The 17,004-nt window shown below is 68.7% G+C and carries 16 protein-coding genes; 8 read left to right on the forward strand and 8 right to left on the reverse strand.

Translation table 11 applies throughout. The features are described 5' to 3' along the window. The first annotated feature begins 242 nt into the window (after nucleotides 1-242). Complete coding sequence (thiC, locus tag J2753_RS02990; protein WP_209490321.1) at nucleotides 243-1,691, forward strand: phosphomethylpyrimidine synthase ThiC; 1,449 nt, start codon at nucleotides 243-245, stop codon at nucleotides 1,689-1,691. 52 nt (nucleotides 1,692-1,743) lie between these two features. On the opposite strand, the gene J2753_RS02995 is transcribed toward thiC, so the two are convergent. Next, nucleotides 1,744-2,622 (reverse strand): fumarylacetoacetate hydrolase family protein, encoded by an 879-nt coding sequence (locus J2753_RS02995; RefSeq protein WP_209490323.1) that lies wholly within the window; start codon nucleotides 2,620-2,622, stop codon nucleotides 1,744-1,746. Nucleotides 2,623-2,771: 149 nt separating this feature from the next. On the opposite strand from J2753_RS02995, the gene J2753_RS03000 reads away from it, so the two are divergent. The 4 genes from J2753_RS03000 (at nucleotide 2,772) to J2753_RS03015 (ending at nucleotide 4,953) form a co-directional block, all read left to right on the forward strand. After that, nucleotides 2,772-3,422, forward strand: a complete 651-nt coding sequence (locus J2753_RS03000) for a DUF7504 family protein (RefSeq protein ID WP_209490325.1) — start codon at nucleotides 2,772-2,774, stop codon at nucleotides 3,420-3,422. 51 nt (nucleotides 3,423-3,473) lie between these two features. Beyond that, nucleotides 3,474-3,809, forward strand: a complete 336-nt coding sequence (locus J2753_RS03005) for a DUF5783 family protein (RefSeq protein ID WP_209490327.1) — start codon at nucleotides 3,474-3,476, stop codon at nucleotides 3,807-3,809. 70 nt (nucleotides 3,810-3,879) lie between these two features. After that, nucleotides 3,880-4,257 (forward strand): NifU family protein, encoded by a 378-nt coding sequence (locus J2753_RS03010; RefSeq protein WP_209490328.1) that lies wholly within the window; start codon nucleotides 3,880-3,882, stop codon nucleotides 4,255-4,257. A gap of 90 nt (nucleotides 4,258-4,347) precedes the next feature. Next, nucleotides 4,348-4,953, forward strand: coding sequence for an Sjogren's syndrome/scleroderma autoantigen 1 family protein (locus J2753_RS03015; protein WP_209490330.1), 606 nt, complete (start codon nucleotides 4,348-4,350; stop codon nucleotides 4,951-4,953). A 200-nt stretch (nucleotides 4,954-5,153) separates the two neighbouring features. On the opposite strand, the gene J2753_RS03020 is transcribed toward J2753_RS03015, so the two are convergent. From J2753_RS03020 to J2753_RS03035, 4 genes are all read right to left on the reverse strand, one after another. After that, the gene (locus J2753_RS03020) at nucleotides 5,154-7,598 is read right to left on the reverse strand and encodes a DEAD/DEAH box helicase (RefSeq protein WP_209490332.1); all 2,445 of its coding nucleotides are present in this window, start codon (nucleotides 7,596-7,598) and stop codon (nucleotides 5,154-5,156) included. 78 nt (nucleotides 7,599-7,676) lie between these two features. After that, nucleotides 7,677-7,919, reverse strand: coding sequence for a ferredoxin (locus J2753_RS03025; RefSeq protein ID WP_209490334.1), 243 nt, complete (start codon nucleotides 7,917-7,919; stop codon nucleotides 7,677-7,679). 42 nt (nucleotides 7,920-7,961) lie between these two features. Then, nucleotides 7,962-8,387, reverse strand: coding sequence for a VOC family protein (locus tag J2753_RS03030; protein WP_209490336.1), 426 nt, complete (start codon nucleotides 8,385-8,387; stop codon nucleotides 7,962-7,964). Continuing rightward, nucleotides 8,387-8,734 carry a cupin domain-containing protein gene (locus J2753_RS03035; protein WP_209490339.1) on the reverse strand — a complete coding sequence of 116 codons (348 nt, stop codon included), beginning with the start codon at nucleotides 8,732-8,734 and terminating at the stop codon, nucleotides 8,387-8,389. Before J2753_RS03035 ends, J2753_RS03030 begins: the two co-directional genes overlap by 1 nt. Nucleotides 8,735-8,820: 86 nt before the next feature. Between J2753_RS03035 and J2753_RS03040 the strand changes: the two genes are divergently transcribed. Both J2753_RS03040 and J2753_RS03045 read left to right on the forward strand, forming a co-directional pair. Further along, entirely contained in the window at nucleotides 8,821-9,717 is an 897-nt protein-coding gene (locus J2753_RS03040) for an ABC transporter substrate-binding protein (protein ID WP_209490341.1), read from the forward strand. 2 nt (nucleotides 9,718-9,719) lie between these two features. Beyond that, entirely contained in the window at nucleotides 9,720-10,706 is a 987-nt protein-coding gene (locus tag J2753_RS03045; RefSeq protein WP_209490343.1) for an ABC transporter substrate-binding protein, read from the forward strand. Between the two features lie 31 nt (nucleotides 10,707-10,737). Here the strand turns inward: J2753_RS03045 and metG are convergent, their stop codons facing one another. Then, nucleotides 10,738-12,816 (reverse strand): methionine--tRNA ligase, encoded by a 2,079-nt coding sequence (gene metG, locus J2753_RS03050; protein WP_209490345.1) that lies wholly within the window; start codon nucleotides 12,814-12,816, stop codon nucleotides 10,738-10,740. Nucleotides 12,817-13,049: 233 nt separating this feature from the next. Then, nucleotides 13,050-13,328 (reverse strand): hypothetical protein, encoded by a 279-nt coding sequence (locus J2753_RS03055; RefSeq protein ID WP_209490347.1) that lies wholly within the window; start codon nucleotides 13,326-13,328, stop codon nucleotides 13,050-13,052. A 192-nt stretch (nucleotides 13,329-13,520) separates the two neighbouring features. Between J2753_RS03055 and J2753_RS03060 the strand changes: the two genes are divergently transcribed. Then, nucleotides 13,521-14,921, forward strand: coding sequence for an amidase (locus tag J2753_RS03060; RefSeq protein WP_209490349.1), 1,401 nt, complete (start codon nucleotides 13,521-13,523; stop codon nucleotides 14,919-14,921). On the opposite strand, the gene J2753_RS03065 is transcribed toward J2753_RS03060, so the two are convergent. Then, the gene (locus J2753_RS03065; protein ID WP_209490351.1) at nucleotides 14,915-16,984 is read right to left on the reverse strand and encodes a hypothetical protein; all 2,070 of its coding nucleotides are present in this window, start codon (nucleotides 16,982-16,984) and stop codon (nucleotides 14,915-14,917) included. The genes J2753_RS03060 and J2753_RS03065 overlap by 7 nt on opposite strands. Between the last annotated feature and the right edge of the window lie 20 nt (nucleotides 16,985-17,004).

The following is a 17,004-nucleotide window of genomic DNA, read 5'->3' on the forward strand; positions in this document are numbered from 1 at the left end:
GGTACGCTCTCGCGGGGATGAATGTAGCGGACGTGGACCGCGGGCGGGTCGGCGGGTCTGGTGGTCACGGTTCGACGCGAGACGGCGAGAACCGCCCCATAACGGCATCCCGATCACCCCCCGTCGAATGGGCCCGACAGGCCACCCTCGCTCCGTACGGCGGTCGAACGGGCCATGTTCCGACTCTGTCGAAAATATCGAAGCCAAAAGAGGCATTAGCTAGTGGTACAACTGAGTAATCTATGGCGCGAACCCAGCTTCAACGGGCCCGCGACGGCGAACTGACGGCCGCGATAGAGCGGGTGGCCGAGCGCGAGAACCGTGATCCCGCGTTCGTCCGCCAGCAGGTCGCTGACGGGCAGGCAGTGATCCCGAACAACCACGACCACGAGTCGCTCGATCCGATGATCATCGGGCGTGAGTTCGCCACGAAGGTCAACGCGAACATCGGCAACAGCGAGGAGACGAGCGATCTGGAGGGGGAACTCGAGAAGCTCCACACGGCAGTTCACTACGGGGCGGACACGGTGATGGATCTCTCGACGGGGGCGAACCTCGACGACATCCGCGAGGCGAACGTGGAGCACTCGCCCGTCCCCGTGGGAACAGTCCCGATCTACGAGGCGGTCAAACACGTCGACGACCCGGCCGACCTCACGCAGGAGCTGCTGCTCGAGGTGATCGAGAAGCAGGCCACACAGGGCGTCGACTACATGACGATCCACGCCGGCGTGCTGATGGAGCACCTCCCCCTGACGGACGGGCGGAAGACCGGCATCGTCTCGCGGGGCGGGTCGATCCTCGCCCAGTGGATCGAGGAGAACGGGATGCAGAACCCGCTGTACGTGGCCTTCGAGGCGATCTGTGAGATATTCGCCGAGCACGACGTGACGGTCTCGCTCGGCGACGGTCTCCGGCCGGGGTCGCTGGCCGACGCGAGCGACGAGGCGCAGTTCGCGGAGCTCGAGACGCTGGGCGAACTCACGCGGACCGCGTGGGATCACGGCGTACAGGTGATGGTCGAGGGGCCGGGCCACGTCCCGATGGATCAGGTAGCCGAGAACGTCCAACGCCAACAGGCGGTCTGTGACGGCGCCCCCTTCTACGTGCTCGGGCCGCTCGTCACCGACATCGCGCCGGGCTACGACCACATCACGAGCGCTATCGGCGCGACCGAGGCAGCGCGGGCCGGCGCCGCGATGCTGTGTTACGTCACCCCCAAGGAGCATCTGGGCCTCCCGGAGCAGGGAGACGTTCGCGACGGACTGGCCGCGTACCGGATCGCCGCCCACGCAGGCGACGTGGCGACCGACCTCCCGGGCGCCCGCGACTGGGACGACGCGCTCTCGGAGGCGCGCTACGAGTTCGACTGGCGCCGCCAGTTCGACCTCGCGCTGGATCCCGCTCGTGCGCGGTCGTACCACGACCAGACGCTCCCCGGGGACAACTACAAGGAGGCACGGTTCTGCTCGATGTGCGGCGTCGAGTTCTGCTCGATGCGGATCGATCAGGACGCCCGCGAGGCCGACGGCGAAATGACCGAAATCGACGACGAGACCGATCTCGACGACTCGCCCGCCGCGGAGGCGAACCTCCCGCCGGTCGGGAGCCACGACACGAGCGGCGTCCCCGAGGAGATCGAGATCGACGGCGTCACGTTCACGCCGGCGGCGTCACACACCGACGACTGAGTCGTCGCGTCGTTCTCGGTGCCAAAATCGAGGGACTGCGGCCAATCGATCCTTACCGCACCACGTCAGCCGCCACAGCGCCGATCCCCTCGACCGCTGCCCGAACGTGCGAACCAGGCTCGATCACGCCAGCGCCCGGCGTCCCCGTCGAAATCACGTCACCGGGCTCTAAGGTCATCACGTCGGAGTGGAACGCCACCAGCTCCCGGGGTGGGAACTCCATGTTGCCGACGACGTTCTCGGCGACCGTCTCGCCGTCGACGACCGTCCGAACCGTCGTCTCGGAGAGATCCGTCCCCGCCTCCGGCACCGCGAGATACGGGCCGAGCACCAGGAACGTGTCGAAGCTCTTCGAGCGCGTCAGGAACCGGGGGTTGCGCTGGAGCACGTCCTCGGCCGTCATGTCGATAACGGGCGCAAAGCCCGCGATCACGTCGTCGGCGTCCTCGACGTCACCAGAACGCGGAGCGTTCTGGTTGGCTGACGAATCGCCTCGCGATTCGTCAACGTCGACGTTCCGGCAGGTCCGGCCGATCACCACGGCCAACTCCGCCTCGGCGGTCACGCGCTCGCTGATCGACTCGGGTGGGAGCCGGATCGGGCCACCCGGGCCTGTCGCGGCCGTCTTGGGCTTGAAGAAGCTCGCCGGCTCCTCGGGCGCGTCCTCCGAGAGGTCGCCGGCGTGTTCGACGTAGTTGAGACCGATGCCGAACAGCTTCCCCGGATCGTCGAGGAACGCGCCGAGCGCGTGCTGCTCGCGGGGGGTTCGGTCGGCAGTCGCGTCGTCGACGCTCGGGAGCGCGCCCGCGGCGGCGGCCGGGAGCGCGTCGCGGACGCTGGCGTGCTCGGGCGCGGCGGCGGGGAGCGGGACGACGCCGTCGTCGTCGCCCAGCAGCGGGTCGCCGTCGGCGGCGCGGGCGAGATAGCGCATCAGGGCCACCTCCGAGTGGCGGGTCGCGTTGCGGTCGACATACAGCCGAACGCGTTGGCCTGCACCATCAACGTCCCGACAGCGTCTTCCCGCCAGTGTCTCAGTCCTGATACTGGAGGGAACAGCGTTTTGTGCGACCCCGTGGAGAGGTGAGTACAGAAATGGAGGAGCCCCAACATAACCTTCGGGACTCCCCCCTCCCCGTCGACGCGCTCGCCCAGGGCCGGTCGGTGCTCATCCGCGGGCCGGCGATGTCGGGGAAGTACGACCTGCTGCTCGCGCTCCTTGGCGCGCTGGCCGACGACGCGATGTTCGTCTCCACCAGCCGGCAGGTGACGGGGGCGCGCCGGGATTTCGCGGCGTACGGCGACCCCGACGGCCTCGCCGTCGTCGACTGTTCGAGCCGGGTCAGCGGGCAGGAGACGGGTGGGGGCGACCTCGTGCGCTACGTCTCCTCGCCGAAGAACCTCACCGAGATCGGCGTGAAGTTCACCGAACTCGTCGAGTCGTTCGAGACCGACGGCGCCGACGCCGCCGTCGGGATCCACTCGCTCTCGGAGCTGTTGATATACTGGGACGTGGACCGCGTCTACCAGTTCCTCCGCGTGCTGCTCGCTGAGTGCCGTGATCTGGACTGGCCCGCCGCCGCCGTGGTCGACGACGACGCCGCGGGCGAGCAGGCGGCCACGACGCTCACACAGCCGTTCGACGCCGTGATCGCCACCCGGGCCGACGAGGACGGGCGGACGTTCCAGTACCGCGAATCGGGCAGCCAGCCCAGCGACTGGACCGTGTTCTGAGCCTGGCGGCGAGTCGCCTCACTTTTGCCGCCGTCCACCGAACCACGAGCGATGACCGAGTTCGACCCCGAGACGTTCGAGGAGGAGAAGTACCGCGAGCATTTCGCCGAACTCCAGCGGGCCTACAAGGACGCGTTCGACCAGATGACCGACGAGTTCGACTCTGACCTGATCCACGCGCTCGACCAGCAGGTGCTCAACGAGTCCGAACCGCAGTTCGTCGACGGCCGCTTCGAGATCGAACTGCCCGAGGACCCCGCCGAACGGGTGACTGCGGTGTCCGTCGACGCCGACACCGTGACCGAGACGCTCTCGCGCTACACCGACGAAATCGCCGCGCAGCTCCACCAGCTGTTCGGCGTCGAGCGGCCCGAAGACGGCGACTGAGCGAGGTTTCAGGGGCCGGACCGGGGGTGTCGAACCAAAGGCATAAGCCGCCCGCTCACCAAGCGGGAGTATGAGCACGGAGAGCCAGTCCGGCGACGACCTTCGCGACCGCATCACGAACTTCCTGCGGCGCAACTTCCCGCAGATCCAGATGCACGGCGGATCGTCCTCGATCACGCATCTCGACCGCGAGGAGGGTGTGGTCCACATCCAGCTCGGCGGCGCGTGTTCGGGCTGTGGGATCTCGCCGATGACGATTCAGGCGATCAAGTCCCGGATGGTCAAGGAGATTCCCGAGATCGACAAGGTCGAGGCCGACACCGGCATGAGCGCCGGCGCCGACGGCGACATGGGCGGCACCGGCAGCAGTAGCAGCATGAACGCGACGTTCCCGGGCGAGGGTGACGACGACGGCGAATCGGACGAAGGCCCCCAGGCCCCGTTCTAAGCCGCACACGCCCAGTTCCCGTGTTTTCACCCGCGTAGCGACGGCGCCGGACTGCCACGCCTTTTCACCACGGAGCCCTAACGGCCAGCCATGAGCGAGGAGTTCGACAAGGAGGCCGAGCGGGAGAAACTCCGCGAGAAACTCGAGAAAGACGAGGAGAAGCGACAGGAGACCCAGCGCATGAGCGAACTCCTGTTGCAGGGCGCGACGATGACCAACGAGCACTGTGACAACTGCGGCGACCCGCTGTTCCGCGACGGCGGGGAGACGTTCTGTCCCACCTGCGGCGGCGCCGACGGCGCGGCACAGCAGCAGGCCGCGGCCGAACAGCAGACCACCGCTCAGCAACAGTCCGCCACCGAGCAGCAGGAACGCCAGCCCCAGCAGCCACCCGCTGCCCGGCAGACTGCCGAGCAGACCGAGGAGGCCCCGACCCAAACCGCAGCCTCCCAGCCAGATGTCGAGGGCACGCCTACCACGACCCGGCCACAGCAGGGTGGCTCCGTCGACGACCAGCCGACGCAGGCGGCCCGTTCGCCGGAGCCGTCGACGGCGGCCGATCCGCGCGCCGAACTCCAGCGCGCGGTGACCCGGAGTGCTCGGAAGGCCAACGAGGCGACCGACCCCCGGACGGCCAAGCAGTGGCTCGAAGCGTCGAAGGAAGCGGCAGAAGCGCTAGAAGCGCTGGAACGGTAGACGGGGGGTATGCGAAGCACACGGCGGCGGGGTGGATTCCGTAACCGGGATACGGAGATCCCGGCAGGCCACACAGTCACGGCATCCGCTCCGAGCGAGCACCCGACGCTGCTCGCCGGTCACGCGCCGTCAGTCGGTGTAACACGACGACGGCATCCGCTCCGAGCGAGCATCCGACGCTGCTCGCCGGTCACGCGCCGTCAGTCGGTGTACTCGCTCCCGACGACCTCCCGCAGCCGATCCGCGGTGACCTCGCCGACGCCGGCGACCTCCAGCAGGTCCTCGGTCCGGGCGGTCATCACCGCCTCGACGGTTTTGAACTCCGCCAGTAGCGCTCGCGCGGTGACGGGGCCGATGTCGGCGACGCTGCCGACGACGTACTCCTGCTGCTCCGCGAGGGTCTTGCCGGATTTCTCGCCGTGGACCGACACCGTGCGGTCGCTCTCCTCCTGTTCGCGGCCGGCGACGACCTCCAGTAAGTCGGCGGTGTCGTCCTCGTCCTCGGTCCGGAGCACGCTGGCGTCGAAGTCGATAGCCAGCGAGGAGAGCGCGCCGCGGATGGCGTTGGGGTGGACGTTGCGCTCGCCGTAGAGGTCATCGCCCTCGAGGATCACCACGGGCCGGGCGTACGCCCGCGAGAGGTCGCCGACCTGCTCGAACATCGAGCGGTCGCCGCCGGTGAGCGTGTCGAGGAAGTCAGACACGGATTTGCGCTCGACGGCGACGCGGTCCGAGAGCACGTAGTCGCCGACTTCGAGGGTTTCGAGCCGTGTCCGGACGCCCTCGCGCCGGGAGAGTTCCTTCGCGATTGGCGAGTCGAGTTCGCGCTGGTCGGCGACGACCTCGATTACGTCCTCCGTGGGGTCCGAGTCGGCGGTGGCGACGACGCCCTCCGCGGGTTCGGCACTACCTTCGGTTCCGTCCTCGTTCTCGTCGTCCTCCCCTTCACCATCCTCCTCCGCGAAGTCGGTGAGCCCCGGATCGAGGCGCTCCGCCCGGGCCTCCCCATCGCCGTCGCCGCCGCCGTCCTCGCCGGCTCCCTGTGCCGGCGAGCCGTCGAACGCCGAGAGCGCCTGCTGGGCGTCGTCGAGTTCATCCTCGACCTCCTCGGCGACGCCTTTCAGCTTCCGAAGTTCGTCCTCCATCTCCTGCTCGCGCCGGCGGGCGATCCAGAAGAACGCCTCGTCCCGGGTGTCGTTCGCGAGGAGGACGACCACTTTCCCCTCCGCCTGTCGGCCGGTTCGGCCCTTCCGCTGGATCGAACGGATCGCGGTCGGAACTGGCTCGTAGAACATCACCAGATCGACCTCGGGCACGTCAAGCCCCTCCTCGGCGACGGAGGTGGAGACGAGCACCTCGAACTCGCCGTTCCGGAACTGGTCGAGGCGCTCCTGCTGTTGGGTCTGGGTCATGCCGTCCGAGCCCTGCTTGTCGCCCTGGCCGACGAACTTCCGGGTCTCGAAGCTCTGGCCCAGGAACTCAGTCAGGGCTTCGGCGGTGTCGCGGGACTCGGTGAACACGATGACGCGCTCGCCCTCGCCGATACCGAGCGTCTGAGCGAGCAGGATCCGTGCCTGCGAGAACTTCGGGTGGAGGCCGTCGTACTTCTCGGCTTTCCGCATCGCGCGGCGGACGCGGGGGTCGCTGACCATGCGCTGGCTGGCCTTCGACGCGCCCGAGGAGCGGGCGTCCTCGCGCTGGCGCTCGAAGTAGCGCCGGACGGACTCGACGGACTGGGTCTCGACCAGTTCGACCGCCCGCCGGAGCTTCATGATCTCGGCGTGGGTGCTCATCCCCTGGTACCCCTCGCTCTGGTCGTTGTTGATCAGCTTCTGGAGTTCCGCGCGCATCCCGTTGAGCTTCTTCTGGGAGAGGTCCGGGCTGGTCGCCTTGGTGACGCCGAGTTCCTTCAGGTCCTCCAGTCGCTCCGTAATGACCTCGTTGATGAGGTCCCGGATCTCCAGGATCTCCTCGGGGAGATCGACGCGCTCCCACTGCACGTCGGTGTCGTGGGTGAACTCCGCCACGTCGGCGTCGTCCTCGGTCATCACCTCGACTTCTGTGAGCCCGAGGTTCTCACAGACGGTGAGGATCTCCTCCTCGTCGCCGCCGGGCGACGCCGACATCCCGGTGACGAGCGGATCGCTGGCGTCGGCGTGGTAGCGTTCGGCGATGTAGACGTAGGCGTAGTCGCCGGTCGCGCGGTGGCACTCGTCGAAGGTGAGGTGGGTCACGTCCGACAGCGAGATGCGGTTGCCGACGAGGTCGTTCTCGACGACCTGCGGCGTGGCGATGACGATGGTCGCGGACTCCCAGAGTTCCGCGCGGTCGTCCGGGCTCACTTCGCCGGTGAACACGACGATTTCGTCGTCCGGAATCTGGAGGGCTTCGCGGTAGAACTCCGCGTGCTGCTGGACCAGCGGTTTGGTTGGGGCCAGCATCAGGGCTTTGCCGCCGACTTCCTGCAGTCGCTCGGCAGTCACGAGGAGAGAGACGGTCGTCTTGCCAAGCCCGGTCGGGAGGCAGACGAGGGTGTCGGCCTCCTGTGCGGTGCCGGCGAGTTGGAGTTGGTAGAGCCGACGCTCGAGGAAGCCGGGCGTCAGCAGCGGGTGGTCGATCCGGCCGACATCGTCGGTGGCCGCCATTTGGCGATACTGGGGCGCGCTCGGGAATAAGCGTTCGGCGAGCGAGGTGGAACTGAAACGCGAGTAGTTTCGACGGCTTCAGACGATCTGCTCGCCGTCGTCGTCGTAGACGCGGATGGCGTCGACGGGGCAGGCCCGCGCGGCGAACTTCGCGTCGAGTTCGGCCCCCTCGGGGACTTCGCGGACGAACAGGTCCTCCTCAGTTTCCTCGCCATCGACGAGCACGGCCTTGCCGGCGTCCTCATCGCGCTCGAAGGCGTCCCACTCGGCGACGCACTGGAACATCCCGATACAGGTGTCGCGGTCGTACTCGATGCGCATGGAGGGCCGTTCGCGGGAGGGGAACTAAGCCGTGGCGTTCGGCTACACGTCGTCGTGTGTCAGGAGGGTGCGGTCGACGTCAGCGGGCGCTGGCTCGCGGGTGACGACTTCGAGGAGGTTCCCGTCCGGGTCGAGGAAGTAGAACCCCTCCGTCTCGCCCCAGTCGTAGGGCCCCTGTTTGGGGAACTGGCCGTCGAGGCGGTCGATCACTGCTTCGTAGCCCGCGCGGTCGGTCTCGAAGGCGACGTGGCCCTTGTCCAGCGGGTGGGCCAGCGCGTCAGCCGTCCAGCCGTCCGCTCGGCCGGTCTCGACCAGCGTGAACGTGGTGTCGCCGGCGGTGAACATGGCGTGCTCGCCGTGGAAGTCGGCGGGCGGCCGGTCGACAGTCAGGTCGAGCGTGTCCCGGTAGAACGGGAAGCAGGCGTCGAGGTCGTCGATGTCGACGTTGATGTGATCGACTCCCTCCATCACTCACCCCCGTCTCCCCAGTCGGGCGCGTCCCGCGGCGGCGACAGAACGCCGATGCCCATCGCTGGCTCGTCGCCACGGTTCTCGGCGCCGTGGAGTTCGCCGCTCTCGAACGCGTAGGAGGTGCCGGCCGGCAGCGGCCGCGTGCCGTCGGCGAGCACCGCCGTGAGTGCGCCGCTGATGACGTAGCCGATCTGTTCGTTGCCGTGGCTGTGGGTGGGGAGGGTCGATCCCGGTTCGACGCGCCAGAACTTCATCGACGCCCGTTCGCCCCGCGCCAGATCCGCGAGGGAGACCCCCTCGGCGACGGTCGATGGCGAACGGTCGTCCGTAGTCACTCGGTCCATGTGGCGTTCGACCGCAGTTGCTGCCCGGTTAAGTATAAAGGTTCTCAACTAACCTTTATGTATTGACCGGCGGAACGGCGATCCGCATGTCAGACGACGACCGATTCCGGCTGTTTCACCTCCCGTTCTCGTTCATGCTCCCCCAGCGGGTGGCGAGCGAGCGCGGCTACTTCGCGGACGAAGGGCTCGACGCCGACCTGGTCGAGCGCGAGCGAAGCGACGTGGAGTGGAAGTACATCCCGGCCGAGGAGCGCCTGACCGACGACTACGGCGTCGATGTCTACCCCGTCTGCAAGTGGGAGAGCCTCAAGCGGACGTGGGAGATGGACGACGGTCGCGTGGTGGCGAAGGGTACCTTCGCCGACCAGCCCTACAGTGTATTCACCCGACGTGACGACGTTGAGGAGCCTGCCGACCTCGCTGGGCTCCCGGTGGGTATCAACGAACGCACCGGGCAGGAGTACACCGCGATGCGGGCGCTGGAAGAGCACGTGGCGCCCGAGGACGTAGAGTTGGTCCACCACGGGATGCCGACCGACCGCCTGCGGGCGTTGTACGACGGCGACGTCGACGCCGTCACCCTGCTGGAACCCCACAGCACGCTGGCCGAGCGGCTGGGGTTCGAGCGCGTGCTGACCTTCGAGAACCACATGGGCATCGTCGGCGACGACGACCTGGACCGCGAGACGTTCGCGGCGTTCATGCGGGCCTACGGCCGCGCCGTCGGGGAGATCAACGCCCACCCGGATCGCTACCGCGAGGAGTACCTCTCGATGCTGCGCGCCGAGGAGTCGCTCGCGCCGGACCTGTTCGCCGAGGTGGACCTCGACGCCGTCCGCGAGGAGCTAACGGTGCCGGAGTACTCGGTGCCTCAACTCGCCACCGGCGAAGAACTCGACGAACACCTGCGCTGGATGCAGCGCCGCGAACTGGTCGACGACGCCGCCGACATCTCCGGCATCGTCGCCGACGGGGGTGACTGACCGTGGGTATCGAGGAGCAGCAGGCCGCCATCGACGCCGAACACGGCGACCCCGAGGGGCTGCCGGTGATGCGGGCGCGCTTCGAGCACAACGGCAGCCCGCGCTACATGCTCTACACGATGAAGCGGCTGGGCCTCGACCACGAGCACGGCTTCCACCTCGACTTCGAGTTGGTGTCCGACGAACTGGAGGGCGGCGTCGAGACCGTCGAAGCGAAACTCCAGGACGGCGACGCCGACCTGATCGACATCGACTACATCTCGACGGCGCGCGAGCGCGCCGAGGGCGCGCCCATCGTCGCCTTCCACCCCTACGGCCGGACCGTCGGGGGGCTGGTCGCCCACGAGGACAGCGACATCGACTCGCTGGCCGATCTGCGCGGGAAGGACGTCGGCGTCGTCCGCCGGCTCGACAAGAACTGGATCCTCGTGCGGGCCGCCTGCCGCGAGGCCCACGGCTTCGACCCGGACGAGGCGGCGACGCCCGTCGAAGCCGGCTCGAAGGTCGAACTCACCCGGCTGCTCCACGACGGCGAGGTCGACGCCGTGCTCCAGTTCTGGCCCATCATCCCCGAGATCACCGAGCGGGGCCCCTACGAGGAGGTGCTCCCGATGTCGCGGCTGGTCCAGACGCTCTCGGGCACCGAGAACAAGCTCCCGATATCGACGTTCCTCACCAGCGAGGAGTACCTCGCGGAACACGGCGACGCCGCCCGCGCGTTCGCCGACGCGTACCGCGCGACCGTCGACCGCCTCGTCGAGGACGACGAGCCGTGGGAGGTCGTCGGCGAACGACTGATGAGCTACGACGATCCCGCGATCGTCCGCGCGGTCCGTGACGGCTGGCGGGAGATGGTCGTCCGGGACTGGGACGCCGAGACGCTCGACGGGATGGACCAACTGTTCGGCTCGCTGCACGCCATCGGCGGCACCGACGCCCTCGGCGTCGACCACATCCCGGACGGGATGTTCCGGCTGCTGGACGAGTAACTAAAAGACCGGCTGGGGCGGAGTACGCCCGCTAGAGCACTTTCGTCCCCGGCTCGGCGTCGCCGTGGGTCGTCAGCAGATCCGCCTGCTCGCCCGCCGCAAGCACCATCCCGTTGGACTCGACGCCGAACAGTTCGGCCTGCTCTAAGTTCGCCAGCACGATCACCGTCTTCCCCTCGATCTCGTCCATATCGTGGAGCTGTTTCAGCCCCGCGACGATCTGGCGGGTCTCGGCGCCGATGTCGACCTCCAGCCGGGAGAGCTTGTCCGCGCCCTCGATCCCCTCGGCGGACTCGATCCGGCCCACCCGGATGTCGAGGCTCTCGAACGTCTCGAAGTCGATACGCTCGTCGGCCAGGGGCTCGATGTCGCTTGCGTCCATGGTCTCATCGGCTTCGTCCTCGGTCTCCGCTTCGTCCGCGTTCTCGGCGGCCGCTTCCGCGATCTTCTCCTCCAGCGCCGCGTCGAGTTCGTCGACGCGGTCGTCCTCGATCTTCTCGAACAGTTCGTCGGGCTCCTCGAACGCGCCGGGTTCGGCGTGGACCGCGTCGTCCTCGGCGGCGTGGACATCGCCGTCGACGTCGAGTTGGGCCCAGACCGTCTCGGCTTTCTCCGGGCAGATCGGTTCGAGCAGCACCGCGACGGCGACGGCGATCTGCAGGCAGTCGCGGATGACCTGGGCCTGCTCGTCGCTGCCGTCCTCCAGCTGCCACGGCTCGTGCTGCTGGATGTACTCGTTACCGAACTGCGCGAGTTCGACGGCGGCGTCGCCGGCGCCGCGGACGTCGTACTCCTGCACCGCGTCGCGGAACTGGCCGACGGCGGCGTCGATGTGCTCCTGCACGTCGTCGCTGACCTCGGCGTCGGGCGTGCCGCCGAAGTTCCGCGCCGCAAAGAGCATCGAGCGGTAGACGAAGTTGCCGACCGTCCCCACGAGTTCGCCGTTGACGCGCTCCTGGAAGCGCTCCCAGGTGAAGTCCAGGTCCTGCTGGAACCCACCCATCGTGGTGAGGTAGTAGCGCAGCAGGTCCGGGTGGAACCCCTCGTCGAGGTACTCGTCGGCCCAGATGGCGCGGTTACGGCTGGTCGAGAGCCCCTTGCCGTCGATGGTGACGAAGCCCGTCGCACAGACCGCGCGCGGTTCGGCGTGGTCCGTCGCGTGGAGCATCCCCGGCCAGAAGATGGTGTGATGCTGGATGATGTCGCGGCCGATCACGTGGACGATCTCGCCGCCGTCGCCGCCATCTCTCCCCCAGACCTCCTCCCAGTCGTACTCCGCTTTCCCGACGCGCTCGGAGTACTGCTTGGTCGAACTGACGTACTCGATGGGGGCGTCGATCCAGACGTAGAGCACGAGGTCCTCCTCCTCCGGATAATCGATACCCCAGTCCAGATCCCGCGTGATGCACCAGTCCTGTAGGCCCTCCTCGATCCACTCGCGGGGCTGGTTCTGGGCGTTCGAGGTGCCCTCGAGGCGGTCGAGGAACTCCGTGAGGTAGTCCGCGAGTTCGGAGACGGCGAAGTACTTGTGCTCTCGCTCGCGATACTCCGCGGCGTTGCCCGTCAGCGTCGAGACGGGGTTTTCGATCTCGCCGGGTTCGAGGTGGCGGCCACAGCCCTCGTCACACTCGTCGCCGCGGGCCTGCTCGCCGCAGTACGGGCAGGTGCCCTCGACGTAGCGGTCGGGGAGTGGCTGGTCCTCCTCGGGGTCCCACGCCACGAGGATCTCGTCCTCGTAGACGTAGCCCGCCTCCTCGAGTTCCTCGACGAACTCGCGGGTGAGTTCGGTGTTGGTCTCGTCGTTGGTGCGGCCGTAGTTGTCGAACTCGACGTTGAACTTCGGGAACGTCTCCTGATACTTCTCGTGGACCGGCATCGCCAGCTCCTCGGGGCTGATGCCCCGCTTGGCGGACTCGACCGCGATGGGGGTGCCGTGCATGTCCGACCCGCAGACGTAGGCGGTCTGCTGGCCGATCTTTCCGAGCGAACGGTTCAGCGCGTCGGCCGCGGTGTACCCCCGGAGGTGGCCGATGTGGAGGTCGCCGTTGGCGTACGGCAGTCCACACGTCACCACCGCGGGACGGTCGGTCGGGAACGACTCGTGGCTCATCTGGTTTTCAGTTGTCGATGCGGGCCTAAAGCCCGCCGGTTTCGGTAATCGAACGATGCCCGAACGCGGCAGGGTTTCGCCAGCGGGCGCCGCCGCGCGTGTGACCGCCCGGCGGCGTCGAGAAGGGTCCACCCGTCGCTACGGCGCACGCATACCGCGGCGACGAGTGGGGAACACGTCGAAAAGCGAGCACTCCCGACGGCAAAAATCTCCCGGCGGTGTGGGTCGCCGACTCAAGCGTTCCGCAGGTAGGAGTTCTCGGGGAGTTCGGCGTCGTGCTCCCGGACCACTTCGGCGGCGCGTTGGTCGACGGCTACTGGGGCGGGCCGATCCGCGTGTTCGCGGACGTGGCCGGCGACGAAACTGGTGAGGTCCTCGACGGCCGCGCCGCCGGCGGCCTCGTTGACGGCCGACAGCGCCGCCCGCAGTCCCTCGTGGAACCCCTCGTCTTTCTCGCCGATCTCCTTGGTGATCGCCTCGTCGACCTCTTTGATCGCCGTGTCGACATCCATGGAGCATCGTTGGGACAGGAGCGGGAAAAATGACGTGGCAGGTGTAACCATGGCACAGTCAGCTTCGCTTTTCCGGTGACTCGTAGCGTACGCGTTGGTCGAACAGCCGGCGGGGAGGGGGCCCAACGGGCTGTGGGCCGCCCATCTGGCCGCGGCCAAACAGCCCTTATACGTACGTCTGAAACAGGGAGTATGGACCGTCCCGACCCGCCGCAGTGCCAGGATCGGGTCGACGAGTATCTCGACCGGGTTCGCGCGCTCCCGACCGACAGCGTCGCCGGCGCGTTCGCCGAACCGACGCCCCAGGACCGGGCCGACCCCTACGACGCGTTCGCCGAGACGTTCATCGCCGACGCCCCCCTCGAAGGCCCCCTCGCTGAGTTCGACCTCGCGGTGAAGGAGAACATCGCCGTCGGCGGCGTCACGACCACCTGCGGCACCGACTGCTTCGAGTGGACGCCGGACGTCGACGCCGTGGCCGTCGAACGCCTGCGGGCCGCCGGGGCCGCGGTCGTCGGCACCACCGACATGGACCCGTTCGCGTTCGGCACGACCGGTGAGTCGGGCGCCCGCGGCCGAACCGAGAACCCCGCCGTCGAGGGGTACGTCCCCGGCGGATCCTCCTCCGGAAGCGCCGCAGCAGTGGCGGGCGGCGTTGTCGACGCCGCACTGGGCACCGACACTGCCGGGAGCGTTCGGATCCCCGCCTCGTTCTCCGGCGTGGTCGGCTTCAAACCCACCTACGGGCTGGTGCCGACCGATGGTGTCGTCCCGCTCTCGCCCTCGAACGACCACGTGGGGATCCTCGCCGACGACGTGGCGACCGCCGCGACGGTGCTGGAGGCCGTCGCCGGCCGCGAGGCGACCCGCCCCGACTCGCTGACGGCGCCCACGCGACTCTCGTTCGTGGAGGACCTGGAGCGGTTGCCCTCGGGGCTTCGCCTCGGCGTCGCCTCGGAGTTCATGGCGGCTGCGGCGCCGGCCGTCGAGGCCGAGATAGAGACGGCACTGACTGCCTGCGTGACAGAACTCGACGCCGAGGTCGGCGCGGTGACGTTCCCCGAGGCGGAGGCGGCCGTCGACGCCAACGACGCCCAGACGGTCGTGGAGTTCGCGGCGCTGCTGGAACACGGCTACCTGCTCGGGAACGGCCAGCGGGCCGACCTCCGGGCGGCGCTCCGGCGCGCGAACCGGCGGACCGACTCGCTCCCGGACCGCGTTGCGTCGTTGATCGAGGCGGGGCGGGAACTCCACTCGCGCGCGCCGGACGCGTACGGCCGGACCTGGGACGCTCGCCGACGCGCGATCCGGCGCCAGCAGGCACTGTTCACCGAAGCGGACGTGCTCGCGATGCCGACGACGCCGATCCCGGCGCCCTCCTTCGGCGCGGTGCCGGGCGAGGGCGGCCCCTCGGTGCTCGACACCGTCGAGAACACGGCGCCGTTCAACGCCACCGGCGCGCCAGCGGTGTCGATCCCCTGCGGTCAGGTCGCCGGGCGCCCTGTCGGCCTGCAGTTGGTCGGCCCCCCGGGCGCCGACGGCTTCCTGCTCCGGGTGGCCGAGTCGGTCGAGCGCGTGCTCGATAGCTACTGAGACGCCTCCTCGTCGGTCAGTCCTTCCTTGATCCCGCGAACGATCCGCTCCAAGTCGCCGGAGTCGGCATCGAGGTCGAGATTCACCGAGAGCGCGTGTGGCTCTCCCCCAGCCCCGTCGGCTGCGGTTGCGCCGTCGGCCTGGTGGGTCGCGGTCTGAGCCTCTTCGGCGGCGTCTTTGGCCTCTTCGGCGGCGTCTTTGGCCTCCTCGGCGGCCTGCTTGGCCGCCTCGGCGGCGTCGACGATTTCGGTGACCAACGCCTCGGGATCCTCGACATCGGAGAGATCTATCCCCTCGAGCGCGCTCGAGGCTGATTCGGCTTCGTCGCTGGCCCCCTCACCGGCTTGCGCCTCATCCGCCGCCTCCGCTTCGGCTGCTTCCTCGGCTGCCGTTGCCTCCGCTTCGGCGTCTCGTTCGACTTCCGTTTCCCCCGCTTCGGCTGCTTCCTCGCCGTCTGGCGCTCCCGCTTCGGCCGCTCTTTCGCCGTCTGGGGCTCCCGCTTCGCCTGCTTTCTCACCGTCCGCGGCTTCCTCGGTCCCCCCACCGTCCGCTTCGCTGTCGATAGAGAGCGTGATCCCCGGGCCGGCGTCGATGTCGATGCGGACCGTGTCGTCTTCCTGCGTAAGTTCGACCGGGGATTCCTCGGCGGCGGACTGCTCGCCGCCGTCGGGGCGGAGGTCGGAGTCGCCGTCACTGGACGTGATCTCGACCCCCTCCGGCAGATCGAGGTCCGCTACGTCGGCGTCGCTGTCCAGCGTGACCTCGATGCCGGAGCCCTCGTCGACCTCGATCTCGACGCCGTCGTCGCCGACGGTGAGTTCGAGCCCATCGACGCCCTCCAGCAGCTCCCGAGTCAGTTCCTGCGTCGCCCGTTCGATGTCCTCGGCGTCGCCCTCGCCGGCTTCCGCGGGCGTCCCGGCGGTCTCGGACTCTTCCACCTCAGCGGTCTCCGTGACCGCCGAAGTCACGTCCTCGGCCGTCTCCTGCGCAACGGGTTCGGCAACGTCGCTCGCGATCTCCTTCGCTGTCTTGGCGGCTGCCTCCTCGGCGGCTTCGCGGGCCACCTCGTGGGCGGTTCGGGCGGCCACCTCCCGTGCGATGGCCTCGGCGGTCTCCTCGACGCGCTCGGTTTCGACCGTCTCGGCCACCTCATTGGCCGTCTCGGCGGCTTCCTCGGCGGTGGCGGCGACCGACTCGATATCCGCCGCCGCGTCCTCGACTACGTCGTGGGCCGTCTTCGACGCCGCCTCGGTGGCTACCTCCTCGGCGGTCTGTCGGGCGGCGTCCGCGGCGATCCCCTCGGCTATCTCGGCCGCGGCGGTTTCGGCGGCCTCGACGGCGGTCTCGCGGGCCACCGCCTCGGCCGTCTCGCGGGCGGTCTCCGCGACCGTGCGCTGGGCGACCTCTTCGATCATCTCCTCGATATGCGCTGCCTCGGGTGTGGGTTCGGCGCCGGCCTGCTCGACGGCTGCCTCCGCCGATTCGGCGGCCGCGGCGGCGCCCTCGGCGGCCCGTTTGGCCCGTTCGACCTCGGAGGGCTCCTCGTCGCCCGCTGACTCGGCTTCGCTCTCCGGGAGCCGGTATCGCCCGTCGGCGTCGCGTTCGAGCAGGCCGGCCCACTCGTAGAGGTCCAGCAGCGTCGAGACGCCGGTGTCGACGCGGCTGTCGTCGAGGTCCTGCTCCGCGAGGTCCGCGACGACGGGGACCAGTTCCGACTCGGCCATCGGGTTGCTCTCGAGGACGCCGCGGACATCCTCGGTGAGTTCCCAGCCCGAGAGCGCGTCGTGGGCCCGGGACTTCGCTGTCTCGGTGTCGGCGGCGGCGAGCGCGTCGGCTAACTCCACGCCCAGATCGGTCAACTGTCGCTGCTGGCCGTGGGGTTCGAGCACGCCGATATCCTCCAGAAACCGGGTCTGTCGGCCGACGGCGTCGGAGACACTGACGACGTCCTCGACCTCGGAGGTGTACTGTGGCGCCGTCGCCGCACCGACATCAGCCCAGCCGGCGATGATCTCGCGGAGGGTGTCGAGCGTGACCCCCTTCGGGATGTGGTGTGGCGTCATCGTCAGGAGGTTCGGTCGAG

Origin of the sequence: Halolamina salifodinae (assembly GCF_017874235.1) — an archaeon.
GTDB lineage: Archaea > Halobacteriota > Halobacteria > Halobacteriales > Haloferacaceae > Halolamina > Halolamina salifodinae.